Source organism: Streptomyces sp. NPDC052114 (assembly GCF_040680155.1).
In the GTDB taxonomy this organism is placed as follows: Bacteria; Actinomycetota; Actinomycetes; order Streptomycetales; family Streptomycetaceae; genus Streptomyces.
Genome location: NZ_JBFAWC010000004.1, coordinates 490,936 through 505,785 on the forward strand (window position 1 = coordinate 490,936; position 14,850 = coordinate 505,785).

Below are 14,850 nucleotides of genomic sequence, written 5' to 3' on the forward strand. Positions count from 1 at the left end.
TACGGGAGTCCGCTCCCGTACGGCCCCGCCGTCGTTCCGTGCCGCGGCCCGGCTCAGACCCGGTCCCACGCCCCCAGCGCCAGCCCCGGCTCCGCCTTCTGGCGGGCCAGGCGCAGGGTGCCGTCGAGGCCGATCGCCGCCATGACCACGCGCCCGTGCGCGTCCAGCGCCAACGCCGGTGCGCCCAGGCAGGGTTCGCCGGTCTCCGCCCACCACAGGCCCGCCGCCTCGTCCTGCGTCGGGAACGCGGCGAGCGCCGGGCGGCCGGTGGACGTGCGGTGCGCGAGGACCGTGCACTCGTGGCCGTCGACCGTCGTCCGCAGGGCGGCCGTGGGGCCCTGCGAGGGCGTGCCGCCGAGCGGGATCGCCGCCCCGCCGTCGGCCGGACGGTGGGCGAGCACACCGTCGCCGTCGACGTCGGCCGCGTAGTACGTGAACCGGTCGGCGGCGGTCTCCAGGACCGTGCCGGAGCCGGGGACCGGGGCGAGCGGCACGTCGTCGGCGCGCGCCAGGTCGCCGCCCTGGCTCTCCTGGGCCCAGCGCAGCGTGGCCTTGGCGGCGGGGGCGAGGACCTCCACGCGGCCCGTGGCCGTGGCGAGCGCGGCGATGCCGTCCAGGGTGTCGCGGACCTTGAAGTCCTTCCACCCCTCCCACTTGCCGCCCTTGCCCTCGCGGCGCATCCGCACGCTGCCCACGGCGTCCCGCACGAAGACGTGGACGGTGCCCGCGGCGTCCACCGCGGCGGCGGGCGCGCCGAGCCTCGGGGCGCGCTCGACGAGCTTGGTGTGCGGATTGCCGAGCGAGCGCCAGTCCATGAGCGGCCGCCCCGACTGGTACTGGATGGAGTGCACGACGTCGACGACCGCCTTGCCGTCGTCGCCCGGACGCTCCCGGCGCCCCACGAAGTGCACGTACCCGTCGGCGCCCTGGGCCAGGGTGAGGTACGTCAGGTCGGGGGCCTCGAAGAAGTCGGGGCCGCGCCAGTCCGGGCCGCCGGGCCGCCGCTCCGTCCAGCGCAGGAGTCCGCCCTCGGCGCGGGCGTACGCCGTGAGCCGGCCGTCCCGGCCCCTCAGCAGCCAGCGGGCGGTATCCGGAGCACCGGTGCTGATGGACCTCGACGGCATGACTCGGCGCCACCCTTTCGCTTCACGACGCACAGCGTTTTGCCGATTAGTTTACGTTTGCCGCATGACAACTCTCGTCGTCGTCGATGCGGCCAACGTCGTCGGCTCCGTCCCCGACGGCTGGTGGCGCGACCGCCGCGGGGCCACCGAGCGGCTGCGGGACTCCCTGGCCGCGTACGCCGCCGAGGGGCTGCCGGACCGGCCGGGCCCGCTGGACATCGTCCTCGTCGTCGAGGGGGCCGCGCGCGGCGTGGAGTCCGTGCCGGGCGTCCGCGTGGACACCGCGCCCGGCAGCGGCGACGACCGGATCGTGGAGCTGGCCGCCGAGGCGGCCGGACGCCCCTGCCTGGTGGTCACCGCCGACCGCGAACTGCGCCGCAGGGTCGGCGACACCGGGGCCGAGTGCGCGGGCCCGCGCACCGTGCGCCCCGGGTAGCCGGGACCCTCAGATGCGCTTCGCGCTGCGCAGCGTCGAGGCGTAGTAGCCGTTGCCGTCCAGACGCGACGTGCCGCCCTTGTCGCCGATGGTGGGGCCGTTGACCTCCTCGCGGCTGGAGATGAAGATCTTGTGGCCGTCGGCGTCGTGGCCCAGGAAGATGCCGACGTGGTCAAGGCGCTGCTTGGTGCGGGCGTCGAGCTTGAAGAAGACCAGGTCGCCCGGCTGGACCACGTCGATCGACTTGGGGCGGTCGGCCGCGCCGATGCCCTTGAGCGGGATGACGTCCGTGCCGACCTTGCCGCGCGCCATGCCGTTGGCGGTGCGGGGCAGGCCGTCGCCGACCTTGTCGGTGGCCATCAGCGGGTAGCGGGCGCGGTAGCCGAAGACGGTACGGATGAAGCCCGAGCAGTCCATGGAGCGGGCGCGCATCTTCTCGGGCTGCATCGTGGTGCCGTTGCGGAAGGTGTACGGGATGCCGAGGTAGTCGAAGAAGTCCGACTCCTCAAGGCGCAGGTCGTTGCCCGCGCTGCCGTCGGGGTTCAGCGGGCCGAAGTTGGCGTCACCGGCGTACGCGATGCCCTCGTCGTCCTTCTTGACCGGCGCGCCCTCCACGTACTGGAAGGCCATCGCGAAGATGTCGTCCTCCTCGCTGCCGGAGAACTCCTTGTACCAGTCCTTGAACCACTTCTCCTTCTCCGCGCCCTCGCGCCAGGTCTCCGGCATCAGCCGCACCCAGTCGTTCGTCACGACACGGGACTTGGTGTTGGCGGGCTCGGTGAAGGTGCGGCTCGGTCCGGTCAGCGTCGCGGTGCGCGCGCCGTCGGTGAAGGTGGCGAGGACCTTGCCGCCGTCGGTGCGCAGCACGGAGCGGTCGGGGTTCTTCAGGCGCTCCCACGTCTGCTTGCCGCTGCCCTGCTGCCCGGTGCTGCTGCTCAGCCCCGGGGTGTCGGTGACGGCCTGCACCTTGGGCGCCTTGGCCTCTTCGTCCTTGCGCAGTTCCACGGTCAGATAGGCGCTGCCGGCGAGCAGGGCGAGCACGGTCACCGCGTGCAGGGCGGGACGCTTCTTCTTGGGCGGCATGAGTGGCTCCTGGAATCAGGCGGACGGCATGAAGCCGAGGAGGATCCCGGCGGTGAGGACGACGTAGGCCATGAGCGTCACCGAGCCCGTGGCGAGCAGGGTGGGGCCCTTGGGCTGGCGCACCAGCTGGTAGGCGATCAGGCCCGGCACGATGAAGCCGAGGGTCTGGTTGCTGTACATGAGCGGGAACTCGAGCGAGAGCACGATCATCACGGTGGCCTGGAGCGTGACGCCGAGCAGCACGACCGCGGCGAACAGCCGCTTGCCGTAGAGGATCACGAAGCGCTGCATGAGCAGGGTGCCGACGTAGGTCAGCACGGTCACGCCGACCACCATGGCCGCGCGCTGGAGGTCCTCGACGAGGGTCAGCGCGAGCCAGCCCGGGGTGATCATGCCGCCGGGCGAGAGGTTGGTCGTCAGATAGCAGACCAGGGAGAAGAGCAGCCCGAGCGCGATGCCGACCGCGGCGATCTCGGGGGTGAGGACGGAGGGAATCAACGGGGCTCTCCTGGGCTGTGCCACTGCTGGTGGTCGTCTGCGGCGTGCGGTGCGGGCGGGACCCGCGGCTCGAACATGCCGCGCGGCCTGGCGGGTTGGTGCTGCGGTTCCTGGGGCGGGTGGGGCTCGTGCGTCTGCTCGGGTCCGTACGGCCCGGACGGCCGCTGCGGCTCGCGCGTCTGCTGCGTCTGCTGCGGCACGTACATCTCGTGCGTCCCGTAGGCGGCCTGCTGCACCACCGGGAGCGGGGCCGTGTACCGCTCCTCGTACGCCTCCGGATAGTGCTGGTAGGGGTCGATGCGCGGCACGTACAGCTGCATCGTCTCCACCGGGTCGCCGGGGGCGGCGGTGGCGGCGGGCGCGGTGGGCGCGGGCGCCGCCGGCTCCTCGCTCTCGTCGGCGGGGAGTTCGGCGAGGTGCTCCAGGAGCAGCTCGCCCTGGCCGTGGATGTTGCCGATCGCCACGAGCGAGGAGTCGGGACCGAGCTGCCCGAGCATCTCGTTCATGAACTCCTCGGGGTCGCGCCGGTCGCCCCCGAGGTCGACGGCGCGCGAGCGCCACTCTGCGGGGATCGCGTCGATGGCCGACTTGGCGGGGTGACCGATGACGAAGACCTTCTCCGGCTTGAGGTCCGGGATGATCTCGCCCATCTGGCCGTTGCGCTCGACGCGGTCGGGGCGGCAGTTGATGACCACGTTGAGCGGGCGGTGGATCGCGCCGAGGTCGAGCAGCTGGTTGATGTTCATCAGCGTCGACTCGGGGTCGTTGGCCGCGAAGACGTTGGCGAAGCGGAGCTTCTTGCCGTCCTCGGTGGCGTACCGCTCGACGGAGAGGACACCGGGGTCCGGCGGGGCGTCGTACATGCCCTGGAGAGCCGTCTCGCGCTCCACGCCGAGGAGTTCGGCGACGGTCAGCGCGATCGCCACGTTCTCCTTGAAGGTGAACCAGCTGAAGCCGCGCAGCTCCTCGTCGGTGACCGACTCCGGGTCCGCGTAGATCAACCGGCAGTCGCGGGCCTCGGCCTCCTCCTTGAGGATCGCGTAGCGGTCCTTCTCGGCGGTGACGCAGATGCCGCCCTCGGGCATGGAGCGCGACAGCGAGCGCGCCACGTCGTCGAGGGTGGGGCCCATCTCGGCGAGGTGGTCCTCGCGGACGTTGCAGAGCACGCCGATGGTGGAGCGGATCAGCTTGGACTGGTTGATCTCCTGGAGCGCCGGCATGACCGCCATGCACTCGATGACCAGGGCGTCCGGATTGTACGCGGCGGCGCGACGCACGATGCCGATCTGCTCCACGACGTTGGCGATGCCGAACTTGCGGTAGACGGGCTCCTCGGTGGCGTCCGGGTGGATGAACCGGGCGGCGGTGCCGGTGGTCTTGGCGACCGTGGTGAGCCCGCCGCCGCGCAGCGCGCCCGCGCACAGGCGGGTGATGGAGGACTTGCCGCGGATGCCGTTGACCAGGACCCGGGTGGGGATGTGCGCCAGGTTGGTGAAGTGCCGCCGCTGTTCGATCACGCCGGCGACGAGCAGGATCGCGCAGCACACCACGAGCACGGTGTAGAGGAAGAGCACGGGGTTCAGTTCCTTCCGGCGAGGCCGGCGGTGACGCCGTCCCGCTTGCGCTGGGTGCCCGTCGGCAGCTGCTGCCTGATGAGTTCGAGGCTGCGGGTGACGGCGCCGACCTCGTCGTGGTGGCGCGGGTACAGGACGGTGCGGCGGTCCCCGTCGGCGAGCGCCTCCGCCTGGTCGGCGAGGTGCCGCAGCGGGCGCACCACGACGATGTGCAGCCAGCCGAGGCAGGCCGCGGCGGCGGTGATGCCGAGCAGCCCGGCAAGGACCGTGCGGTTCTGGTAGCTGTACTCCGGGATCTCCAGGGAGGACGCGGGCTGCCAGCTGAGCACGGTCCAGCCCAGGGAGCGGGCGGCGCCGCCGCCGACGAAGGGCGCGGCGGCCGCGATCTGGATGTCGTCGCCGTCGCGGTAGAGGACGCCGCTGGGGCGCGGGCTGAGGCCGACCTTCTGGCCGGTGCCCTCGGCGAGCGCGTCGAGGCGGTCGCTCGGCAGGCCCTCGAACTCGCGGTAGCCCTTGTTGGAGCCGATGGTGCGGCGCTCGTCGTCGATGACGCGGACCTCGCCGAGGCCGGGGCGCTTGAGCAGCGAGTTGAGGAAATCGATGCGGAACTCGCCGACGACGGCGGCCCCCTCGCGTCCAGGCACCTCGGCCGTGCCGATGATCACCGGCTCCTTGCCGCCCTCGTCGACGACGCGGATGGGCTGGTCGGAGGGGCCCTTGCCGGAGGGGCTGCGGGGGTCGCCGCCGGCCTCGGCCAGGACCTTGCCGCCGCGGTCGAGGACGTAGAGCGACTGGTAGCGGGTGTGCTGGTTGAGGGTGCTCTCCAGGACCTTGGTCATGTCCGACGGCTCGGTGCGGTCGCCCATGAGGGAGGCCACCGAGGTGAGGTCGGCGTGGCCTTCGTTGAGGGCGCGGCGGACGCGGTCGGTGAGGGTGTCGGTGCGCTCGCGCTGGTCGTTGACCATCTGCTGCGGTACGACGACGGTGTCGCCGGCGCGGTTGAGCAGCAGCAGGAGCGGCGCGGACCAGGCGAGCAGGAGGACCGCGCAGACGGCGATCAGGGTGCGGCTGCCGAACCTGCGGCGGCGGGCGGGCGCCTGCTGTGCCTGGGCGGGTTCGCCGAGGAGCTGGCGGCGCAGCCGTTCGAGGGCGGCGCCGATGCGGGCGGCCTCGCCGCGCTTGGGCACCGGGACCGGCCGGTCGAGGTCGCCGCGGGTGAGGCGGCGGCCCTCCAGGAAGAGCCGGATCAGGGGGCGCTGGACGGTCCGCAGGAGCAGGAAGACGGTGACGCCGCCGATGAGCAGGAGGGCGCCCGCGGCGAGCAGTCCGAAGGCGGAGTCGCTGGTGGCCGTGGGGTCCTCGGCGACCGGGACCATGGCGACGACGGTGAGGCCGAGCCGGGTCGCCACGGTGGACTCGCCGGGCTCGGGGGCGGCGAGGTTCGCGTACCCGGCGACGGCGCGCTCGCCGAGGTAGCGCTCGCCGGTGAGGTGGCCGCTGACGCCGGTGAAGCCGCCGGAGCCGGGCTCCTTGGACATCAGCGGGTGGGCGCGGGACTTCTTCGCGGCGGTCTGGGCGAACGACTTGAGCTGCTTGTTGGACTGCTTGACCTCGTCGCGCTGGAGGTCGGTGAGCACCTGCTCGGGCTCGGGGATGCCGTCGGTGCTCAGGACGGCGCCGTCCTGGTCGACGACGGCGATGGAGCGGAACTTGCCGAGGCTGATGCCGGGGAAGCGCAGGCTGCTGGAGGCGACCAGGAGCTGTTGCGGCTGGCCCTTCCAGGTGAGCAGGGCGAAGGACAGGAGCCGGGTCTCGCCGTTCTCCAGGCGGACCATGCGCGGGGCGAGGCCGTCCTCCTCGGCGAGGGCTCCGCGGTCGATGGCGGTCAGCGGGAGGTTCTCGCCGCGGGCGGCGAGCAGCTTCCCGGAGGCGATCTCGACGATCGCGGTGCCCATCCACTTCTGGTAGACGCTGCCGGTCTTGTCGAGGACGGCGTCGGCGGGCACCGGGTCGCCGGCGCTGAACAGCTCGGCGGTGCGGGTCAGGTCGGTGACGGACTCGTCGATGGAGGCGCGCAGGGCGATGGCGCCGTCCTCGGCGAAGTGCTGCTGGGACGACTTGACCGCCTGGGGCACGGCCTCCTGGCCGGCGCGGCCGAGGGTGAGGGCGGTGACGCCCGCGAGGGCGAGGAGCAGGACCGACAGCACGGCGATGGGGGGACGTATGCCACCCAGCAGGGACATGTCGGTCCTTCGGCGAACCTTGTGCCGGCGCTTCGAACGCGAAGCGGCCAAGGGGTGCTCCTCTCCTGGAGTGACGTGGGGGGTGGAAGCGCACAGTCATGCGTTCCGGAAAGCTTTGACCCGCCACCCCTGCGGAGGGATGTACGAAGTAAGCGAAATGTGAGCTAGCTCGCGTCGGGAAGATGTTTGACCATCGTCACCGCCCCGGCGCGCGGCCTCCGTCAGCCGGCCGGGAGCTCCTCCAGCGGCACGAGACCGTCCTTGCTCGCGCCCCGGTTCAGGAGCGTGCCCTGGGTGCGCTCGAAGGCGAGGCGGTAGCGGGAACGCTGCTGCTCGGTGAGGTTCTCGCCGTCCCTGAGCGCGGCGGCGACGTCGAGGAGCCGGTGGTCCTCGACCGCGTCCTTCGGCAGGGCGCCGGTCTCGTCCGGGTCCGGCGGGATCTCCGTGAACGTCGGTACGTACTTGGCGTCGACGTCCCACTTCCCGCCGCGCTCGACGAACTCGAACCAGCCGATGACGCCCTCCTCGGTCAGCCCGCTGGGCACGTCGTGCCGGGCGATCTGGTTGCCGAGTCCGTACGCGATCCAGGTGCCGTCGACCTTCTCCATCGGCTGGACGACGTGCGCGTGATGACCGATGACCAGGTTGATCCCGGTCTCCCGCGCGATCTTGCGGGCCAGCTTCAGCTGCGGACCGCTGGCGTTGGGCTGGTTCTCGCGGCCCCAGTGGATGCTGAGGATCACGACGTCGGCGCCCGCGCCGCGCGCCTTCTTCTCGGCCGCCGCGATCGCGTCGAAGTCGTTCTGGTTGACGATCCACGGCTTGTTCTTCGGCACCTCGCGGCCGTTGAACCCGAAGGCGAAGGCGATCTGCGCGACCTTGACGCCCTTCACGTCGGTGATGAGCGGCTTGTTCGCCTCCGCCGCGCTCCGCGCGGAACCGGTGTGCCGCAGGCCCGCCTTGTCGAGGGTGTCCAGGGTGCGGGTCACCCCGGCGGGGCCGTGGTCGAGGGTGTGGTTGGACGCCGTCGAGCACTGGTCGTAGCCGACGTCCTTGACCGCCGTGGCGATCTGCGGCGGCACGAGGAAGTCGGGGTAGCTCTGGAAGGGCCCGCCGGGCTTGCCCACCACCGGCTCGAAGTGACAGATGCCCAGGTCGGCCTTGCTGATGACCGGCTTGACACCCGCCATCATCGGCCGGAAGTCGAGGCCCTTCTCCCCCTTGCCCGTGGCCTTGGCGTCCTTGCGCGCCTGCTCGGTCAGCTGCGGGTGGATCAGGATGTCGCCCGCGGCGGCGACGGTGAACGAGCGGCCGCTCTCGGCGGCTTTGTCGTCGCTGCCGAAGGGGCCGCAGGCGGTGCCGGCGAGCAGCAGGAGGGAGGTGGCTGCACAGGTCACGAAATGCCTGCGGAAGGGACGTGTCATCACAGGGATATCTTTATACAACCATGAAGCGCTCCCGCACAAAGCCCGTCGCAGTCGCAAAGAAGCTCGGGGTTCTCGGCCTCGTCACCGCCACCGTCCTCAGCCTGGCGCAGTGCGGTTCGGGCTCCTCGGACGAGGGGTCCAAGCCCTCCGGCAAGGACCGGCGCCCCTCGGCGACGGCCCGCTCCGGCGAGGACCTGGAACGGCTCGTCACCGACTACACCGCAGGCTTCCACGAGGACAGCGGATACCGCCGCCCCTCCCGCGACGACCGGCGCACGGTCGCCGAAGGCGTCGGACTTCTCCTTGACAACCACAGGTCAGAGGCGGAACGTCGGCTGTCCGACGTGGACTTCGCGGTCCGTACGGTCACCGATCCGATCGGCGGACGGCGCTACGCGGAGATCTCCGACCGCTCCGAGGACGGCGCCGCGCCGCGCGGCTGGGGCCGCGTCTACATCGACCTCGACAGTCCGGTCCGCTGGTCGGCGCAGGTGCCGCATCCGGTCGCCGACCGCAACACCGAACGGCTCGGCGCCCGGCTCCTGAGCCGCTCCCCCGGTGGCATCATGGTGATCGCTGGCGCGCATCGCAAAGCCGGCCGCGGCGACTCGGCGGACGTGGCGCACCGCAGGGACACGGTGTTCCACGCCGTCTGCGACGAACTCGTGCGGCGGGGCCTGCCCGGCGTCCAGCTCCACGGCATGGCGGACGACTCGGCTCCGGATCACGACGTCGTCGCCTCCACGGGCAAGGGCAGAAAGGCCGCCCCCGAGGGCCGCGCCCTCGCGGACGCACTGAAGGACCGCGGCTTCGAGGTCTGCCGCGCCTGGGCCAGGTCGTGTCCCCTGGCGGGCCGCACGAACATGCAGGGCCGGGCGGCGGCCGACCGCGGGGTGCCGTTCCTGCACGTGGAGTTCGGCCCCAGGATCAGGGAGAACCGCGACCACGAGGGCAGGGCGGTGGAGGCCCTGACGAAGATCACGCAAAGGTGGCAGGGCGCCTGAGCGCCCCGCAAGGGGCGCGAGAACCGCGCGACAAGCCACGACGGAGCCGCGAACGCGGACGCGCCGACGAGAGCCTCCGGTCGGCGCCTCACTCCCCCACCCGCACATAGAGGACCGCACCCCCCACCCACATCACGGGCTTATATCCCGCCCCCAGCACCCGCCGCAGCGACGGCACCCGCTCCGGCGCGAACGGCTTGCCCCGCGAGTCGTCGACCACCATCGCCGGCGGGCGGGCCCGCAACTCCGCGCGGAAGACGGGCCAGGCACCCGCGACCCCGTACTTCTCGCCCACCTGAGGGCCGTCGCGCCCCCCGCTGTAGTTGGTGAGGAGTCCGGCCGTCAGATACCGGCTGGCGGGCGCGCGGTCGGCGAACCAGTACGCCTCGGGGTGCATGCCCCAGAACAGCACCCGGTCGTGCGGTCCGGTGTGCGCCTCGACCGCGTCCGCGAGGCGTACCGCGTGCGCCAGTTCGGGGCGCGGCGCGAGCAGCCCCCAGGCCAGGAACACCGCGCACGCACACCCCGAGGCCGCGATCGCCCGCGCGGTCCGCTCGCCCGGCAGGATGTGCAGCGCCGCCGCGCCCAACAGGGCGAGCGGCGGCATGAGTTGCAGGTAGTAGTGGCCGAAGAAGTGGAAGCCGAGCAGCACCGCGGCCACCGACGAGGCGAGCCAGAGCCACAGGTCCCCCGCCCCGGTGCGGGCCAGGCGCAGGACGCGCAGGACCGGCGGCAGGATGCCCGCGCAGGCCGCCGCGAGGATCGCCGCGTTCACCAACCCCCGCGCCAGGACGTGCAGTTCGGAGCCGGTGAAGGACGCGTACGCGCCCGAGCCCGTCACCGTCCAGAACAGGAAGCCCGCGGGCGTCGTCGCCAGCGCCGCGGCGAGCACGGGGGCGCACAGCCCGGCCGCCAGGCGCGGTCCGTCCCGCCGGGGCGCGCCGGAGCGCCACAGCAGCCAGGCGACCGGCAGCAGGACCGCGCCCCCGGTCTGCTTGGCGAGGAGGGCGAAGGCCACCGCCGCCCCCGCGGCGCCCCATCTGCGGCGGTCGGCGCACCACATGGCGGCGGCCGTGCAGGGCAGCATGAAGATCTCGAAGGTGGCCGCCTGGGTGTCCTCCGGGTTGAGGCCGATCGAGATCAGGAGGTACAGGACGCCCGCCGTGCGGCCCGCGCCGTCGCCCCAGCGGCGCCGGGCCAGGGAGACCAGGAGCACCGCGGTCAGGAGCTGGGCGGCGACCGCGAGGACCTTCAGCGGGAGCAGCGAGGTGTCGCCGAAGAGCGCGAAGGCACCCGCGTAGAGCCAGGGGACGAGCGGCGGCTTGCGGTCGACGACCGTCTCGTAGAGCTCACCGCCGTCCGCCAACATCCGCGCCTGGACGGCGAGATAGCCCTCGTCGGGGCTCCACAGCGGCCACCGGAAGGACGGCAGCCGGGTCACGCACGCCAGGGCGGCGAGCAGCGGCAGCAGCCGGGGCCAGTACGGGTCCCGGGCGCCGCCGTCGGGGACGTACTCCTTGCGCGGGCCCGGCACCCGGAGGGTGCGTACGGAGCGTAGTGATGCGGAGGGCGCGGCGACCATGTGGAGCACGCTATCCGGCCCCGCAGTTCCCGACGGATCGGGACATACGGGGCCGGAGAAGAAGGCGTACCGAACGGCGGACGACTACAGTGCGTCACCGGCATTCGGGTCGCGCTGCTGCAGTCGGCTGTGCGAACGCCCGTACACGAAGTAGATGACCACGCCGAGCACCATCCAGACGCCGAACCGCAGCCAGGTCTCCGCCGGCAGGTTCAGCATCAGCCACAGGGACGCGAGCACCGACAGGATCGGGACGAAGGGCACCAGCGGGGTGCGGAAGGAGCGCGGCAGGTCCGGGCGCTGCCTGCGGAGCAGGATGACGCCGAGGGCGACCACGACGAAGGCGAACAGCGTCCCGATGTTGACCAGTTCGGCCAGCTCGTCGATGGAGGTGAAGCCGGCGACGACGGCGACGATGCCGCCGAGCAGGATCGTGGAGCGGTAGGGGGTGCCGAACGTCGGGTGGACCTTGGAGAAGGTCTGCGGGAGCAGCCCGTCGCGGCTCATCGCGAAGAACACCCGGGTCTGGCCGAGCAGCAGGATCATGCAGACCGAGGTGAGGCCGACGGCGGCGCCGAAGCTGATCAGGCCCGCCCAGAAGGGGTGCCCGACGGCCTTGAAGGCGTCCGCGAGCGGCGCGTCCGTGGAGAGGTCGGTGTACTTCTGCATGCCGGTGACGACGACGGAGACGGCGACGTAGAGGAGCGTGCAGATGAAGAGCGAGCCGAGGATGCCGCGGGGCACGTCGCGCTGCGGGTTGTGGGTCTCCTCGGCGGCGGTCGCGACGATGTCGAAGCCGATGAACGCGAAGAAGACGACGGCCGCCGCGGTGAAGATGCCCATCACGCCGAAGTTCGACGGCGTGAAGCCGAAGATCAGCTGGACCAGCGGCGCGGTGATGCCGCCGCCGCCCTCGACGTGCTCGGCCGGCGGGATGAACGGGTCGTAGTTGGCGCCGGTGATGAAGAAGGCCCCGACGACGATCACCAGGAGCACGACGGTGACCTTGACCGCGACGATGACGCTCGTGACCCGCGAGGACAGCTTCATGCCCGCGACCAGGATGCCGGTGAGGACGAGCACGAGGATGCAGGCCAGCAGGTCGAAGCCGAAGGTGCCGTCGTGCGTCCCGCTGAGGGCCTGCGGAAGATGCAGGCCCGCGGTGTCCAGGAGCGAGCGCAGGTAGCCGGACCAGCCGACCGCGACCACGGCGCAGCCGAGCGCCAGCTCCAGGATCAGGTCCCAGCCGATGATCCAGGCCGGGAACTCGCCGAGCGAGGCATACGAGAAGGTGTACGCGGACCCGGCCACCGGCACCGTCGACGCGAACTCGGCGTAGCAGAGCGCCGCGAGCCCGCAGACGAGGCCGGCGACGACGAAGGCGAGGGCCACCGAGGGGCCCGCCGTCTCCTTGGCGATCTTTCCGGTCAGGACGAAGATGCCGGTACCGATGATGACGCCGACGCCGAAGACCGTGAGATCGAGGGCTGACAACGACTTCTTGAGCGCGTGCTCCGGCTCCTCGGTGTCCCTGATGGACTGCTCGACGCTCTTCGTCCTGAAGAGGGTGCTGCTCACGGGCGTACCTCCCACGCTTGTCGTCCCCGACATGATCGAGAGGCCGAGTACCCCGTAAGCCCCGGCACGGGCCCATTCACGCGAATGGGCCGGTCCCACCACCCGTACAGGGTGTCGGGACCGGCCCATCGGCCACGTGGGTTGACGTCAGTCGCGGGCGGGCTCCACGGAGTCCACGGACACCGCGGTGGACCGCTCGAATCGGCCGTCCAGCTTGGCGACGAGGCCGGTGACCTGACGGGCGATGTCCGGGGCGGTCAGCCCGATCTCGGCCATGACCTCCTTGCGGGAGGCGTGGTCGAGGAAGCGCGGCGGGATGCCGAAGTCGCGCAGCGGCACATCGACGCCGGCGTCGCGCAGGGCCTGCGAGACGGCCGAACCGACGCCGCCGGCGCGCGAGTTGTCCTCGACGGTGACGACGACGCGGTGCTGCTCGGCGAGCGGCGCCATGGCCTCGTCGACCGGCTTGACCCAGCGGGGGTCGACGACGGTCGTGGAGATGCCCTGCTTGTCGAGCAGGTCGGCGATCTCCAGGCACATGGGCGCGAGCGCGCCGACGGAGACCAGCAGGACGTCCGGGCGGCCGGTGCCCGGCTTGCGCAGCACGTCCATGCCGCCGACCGTGCCGACGGCCTTGACCGCCGGGCCGACCGCGCCCTTGGAGTAGCGCACGACGGTCGGCGCGTCGTCGACCTCGACGGCCTCGCGCAGTTGCAGGCGGACCTGGTCGGCGTCGCGCGGGGCGGCGATCCGCAGGGTCGGCACGCACTGCAGGATCGACATGTCCCACATGCCGTTGTGCGAGGCGCCGTCCGTGCCGGTGACGCCCGCGCGGTCCAGGACGAAGGTGACGCCGCACTTGTGCAGGGCCACGTCCATCAGGAGCTGGTCGAAGGCGCGGTTGAGGAAGGTCGCGTAGACGGCGAAGACCGGGTGCAGACCGCCGGTGGCCAGGCCCGCGGCCGAGACGGCGGCGTGCTGCTCGGCGATGCCGACGTCGTAGACCCGGTCGGGGAACGCCTTGGCGAACTTCGCCAGGCCGACGGGCTGCAGCATCGCCGCGGTGATCGCGACGATGTCCTCGCGCTCGTGGCCGAGCTTGACCATCTCCTCGCCGAACACCGACGTCCAGTCCATGCCGCCGGCGGCGATGGGCAGGCCGGTGTCGGGGTGGATCGGGCCGATGCCGTGGAAGTGGTCGGCCTCGTCGTCCTCGGCGGGCTTGTAGCCGCGGCCCTTCTCGGTGAGGCAGTGCACGATGACCGGCCCGCCGAAGCGCTTGGCGCGCTGCAGGGCGGACTCCAGGGCCTCGATGTCGTGGCCGTCGATCGGGCCGACGTACTTCAGGCCGAGGTCCTCGAACATGCCCTGCGGGGCGATGAAGTCCTTCAGGCCCTTCTTCGCGCCGTGCAGGGTCTCGTAGAGCGGCTTGCCGACGACGGGCGTGCGCTCCAGGATGTCCTTCCCGCGGGCCAGGAAGCGCTCGTAGCCGTCGGTGGTGCGCAGGGTCGCCAGGTGGTCGGCGAGCCCGCCGATCGTGGGGGCGTAGGAACGCTCGTTGTCGTTGACGACGATGACCAGCGGGCGGTCCTTGGCGGCCGCGATGTTGTTCAGCGCCTCCCAGGCCATGCCGCCGGTGAGCGCGCCGTCACCGATGACGGCGACGACGTGGTCGTCCTTGCCGCGCACCTGGTTGGCCTTGGCGAGGCCGTCGGCCCAGCCGAGGACCGTCGAGGCGTGGCTGTTCTCGATCACGTCGTGCTCGGACTCGGCGCGCGAGGGGTAGCCGGACAGGCCGCCCTTGTTGCGGAGCCCGCCGAAGTCCTGGCGGCCGGTGAGCAGCTTGTGCACGTAGCTCTGGTGGCCGGTGTCGAAGAGGACCTTGTCCTGGGGGGACTCGAAGACCCGGTGCAGGGCGATCGTGAGCTCGACCACGCCGAGGTTGGGCCCGAGGTGGCCGCCGGTCTTGGAGACTGCGTCGACCAGGAAGCCCCGGATCTCTCCGGCCAGCTGGTTCAGCTCCTCGGCGCTGAGCCGGTCCAGATCGCGCGGTCCCGTGATGCGGGTCAGCAGCGGCACCCGTGCCTCCTTGCAGTAGAGCTGACATGTGCTGTTCGAGCATTGCCGGGTCTGTCGAGTCTAATGTTCCGTCGCCGGGGACCGCGTCCGGGAGGCGTTTTCCCGGTCACACGAACAGACGCACCGGCCAGGGAACATGTGTTCCCTGGCCGGTGCGCGAGGCGCGCCCCCCGAAGGGCCCGGAGGGGCCTGAGGGGGGCGCGCGGAACTGCGTGACCAGCC

Annotated in this window: 11 protein-coding genes; 2 read left to right on the forward strand and 9 right to left on the reverse strand. The window is 71.9% G+C overall.

Annotated elements, in window-relative coordinates:
- Nucleotides 1-53: 53 nt before the first annotated feature.
- Nucleotides 54-1,124: a hypothetical protein gene (locus AB0L89_RS12005; RefSeq protein ID WP_365138370.1), complete on the reverse strand. Its 1,071-nt coding sequence runs from the start codon at nt 1,122-1,124 to the stop codon at nt 54-56.
- A 64-nt stretch (nt 1,125-1,188) separates the two neighbouring features.
- Here AB0L89_RS12005 and AB0L89_RS12010 point away from each other — a divergent pair, with 64 nt between their 5' ends.
- Nucleotides 1,189-1,560: an NTP pyrophosphohydrolase gene (locus AB0L89_RS12010; protein WP_365138373.1), complete on the forward strand. Its 372-nt coding sequence runs from the start codon at nt 1,189-1,191 to the stop codon at nt 1,558-1,560.
- 9 nt (nt 1,561-1,569) lie between these two features.
- Here AB0L89_RS12010 and AB0L89_RS12015 read toward each other — a convergent pair whose 3' ends face one another.
- The 5 genes from AB0L89_RS12015 to AB0L89_RS12035 all read right to left on the reverse strand — a co-directional run bounded on the left by AB0L89_RS12015 (nt 1,570) and on the right by AB0L89_RS12035 (nt 8,382).
- Nucleotides 1,570-2,643 carry an NlpC/P60 family protein gene (locus AB0L89_RS12015; protein ID WP_365138376.1) on the reverse strand — a complete coding sequence of 358 codons (1,074 nt, stop codon included), beginning with the start codon at nt 2,641-2,643 and terminating at the stop codon, nt 1,570-1,572.
- 15 nt (nt 2,644-2,658) lie between these two features.
- Nucleotides 2,659-3,141 carry a poly-gamma-glutamate biosynthesis protein PgsC/CapC gene (locus AB0L89_RS12020; protein ID WP_037664152.1) on the reverse strand — a complete coding sequence of 161 codons (483 nt, stop codon included), beginning with the start codon at nt 3,139-3,141 and terminating at the stop codon, nt 2,659-2,661.
- Complete coding sequence (gene pgsB / locus AB0L89_RS12025) at nt 3,138-4,715, reverse strand: poly-gamma-glutamate synthase PgsB (RefSeq protein ID WP_365138379.1); 1,578 nt, start codon at nt 4,713-4,715, stop codon at nt 3,138-3,140. The genes AB0L89_RS12020 and pgsB overlap by 4 nt, the downstream gene beginning before the upstream one ends.
- 5 nt (nt 4,716-4,720) lie before the next feature.
- Entirely contained in the window at nt 4,721-6,958 is a 2,238-nt protein-coding gene (locus AB0L89_RS12030) for a HAMP domain-containing protein (protein WP_365138382.1), read from the reverse strand.
- A 221-nt stretch (nt 6,959-7,179) separates the two neighbouring features.
- A complete protein-coding gene (locus AB0L89_RS12035) occupies nt 7,180-8,382 on the reverse strand; it encodes a CapA family protein (protein ID WP_365138385.1) in 1,203 nt (400 codons plus the stop codon).
- A gap of 23 nt (nt 8,383-8,405) precedes the next feature.
- Between AB0L89_RS12035 and AB0L89_RS12040 the strand changes: the two genes are divergently transcribed.
- Nucleotides 8,406-9,389, forward strand: a complete 984-nt coding sequence (locus AB0L89_RS12040) for a hypothetical protein (RefSeq protein ID WP_365138388.1) — start codon at nt 8,406-8,408, stop codon at nt 9,387-9,389.
- A gap of 88 nt (nt 9,390-9,477) precedes the next feature.
- On the opposite strand, the gene AB0L89_RS12045 is transcribed toward AB0L89_RS12040, so the two are convergent.
- From AB0L89_RS12045 to dxs, 3 genes are all read right to left on the reverse strand, one after another.
- Entirely contained in the window at nt 9,478-10,971 is a 1,494-nt protein-coding gene (locus AB0L89_RS12045) for a glycosyltransferase family 39 protein (protein ID WP_365138391.1), read from the reverse strand.
- 84 nt (nt 10,972-11,055) lie between these two features.
- Complete coding sequence (locus AB0L89_RS12050) at nt 11,056-12,582, reverse strand: amino acid permease (protein WP_365138394.1); 1,527 nt, start codon at nt 12,580-12,582, stop codon at nt 11,056-11,058.
- A 114-nt stretch (nt 12,583-12,696) separates the two neighbouring features.
- The gene (gene dxs, locus AB0L89_RS12055) at nt 12,697-14,628 is read right to left on the reverse strand and encodes a 1-deoxy-D-xylulose-5-phosphate synthase (protein ID WP_365138397.1); all 1,932 of its coding nucleotides are present in this window, start codon (nt 14,626-14,628) and stop codon (nt 12,697-12,699) included.
- Nucleotides 14,629-14,850: the final 222 nt, after the last annotated feature.

Excerpts from the sequence above, each read along its gene's own strand:
- AB0L89_RS12005 (WP_365138370.1), bottom strand. The coding sequence starts at position 1,124 with ATGCCGTCGAGGTCCATCAGCACCGGTGCTCCGGATACCGCCCGCTGG.
- AB0L89_RS12010 (WP_365138373.1), top strand. The coding sequence starts at position 1,189 with ATGACAACTCTCGTCGTCGTCGATGCGGCCAACGTCGTCGGCTCCGTC.
- AB0L89_RS12015 (WP_365138376.1), bottom strand. The coding sequence starts at position 2,643 with ATGCCGCCCAAGAAGAAGCGTCCCGCCCTGCACGCGGTGACCGTGCTC.
- AB0L89_RS12030 (WP_365138382.1), bottom strand. The coding sequence starts at position 6,958 with ATGTCCCTGCTGGGTGGCATACGTCCCCCCATCGCCGTGCTGTCGGTC.
- AB0L89_RS12035 (WP_365138385.1), bottom strand. The coding sequence starts at position 8,382 with ATGACACGTCCCTTCCGCAGGCATTTCGTGACCTGTGCAGCCACCTCC.
- AB0L89_RS12040 (WP_365138388.1), top strand. The coding sequence starts at position 8,406 with ATGAAGCGCTCCCGCACAAAGCCCGTCGCAGTCGCAAAGAAGCTCGGG.
- AB0L89_RS12045 (WP_365138391.1), bottom strand. The coding sequence starts at position 10,971 with ATGGTCGCCGCGCCCTCCGCATCACTACGCTCCGTACGCACCCTCCGG.
- AB0L89_RS12050 (WP_365138394.1), bottom strand. The coding sequence starts at position 12,582 with ATGTCGGGGACGACAAGCGTGGGAGGTACGCCCGTGAGCAGCACCCTC.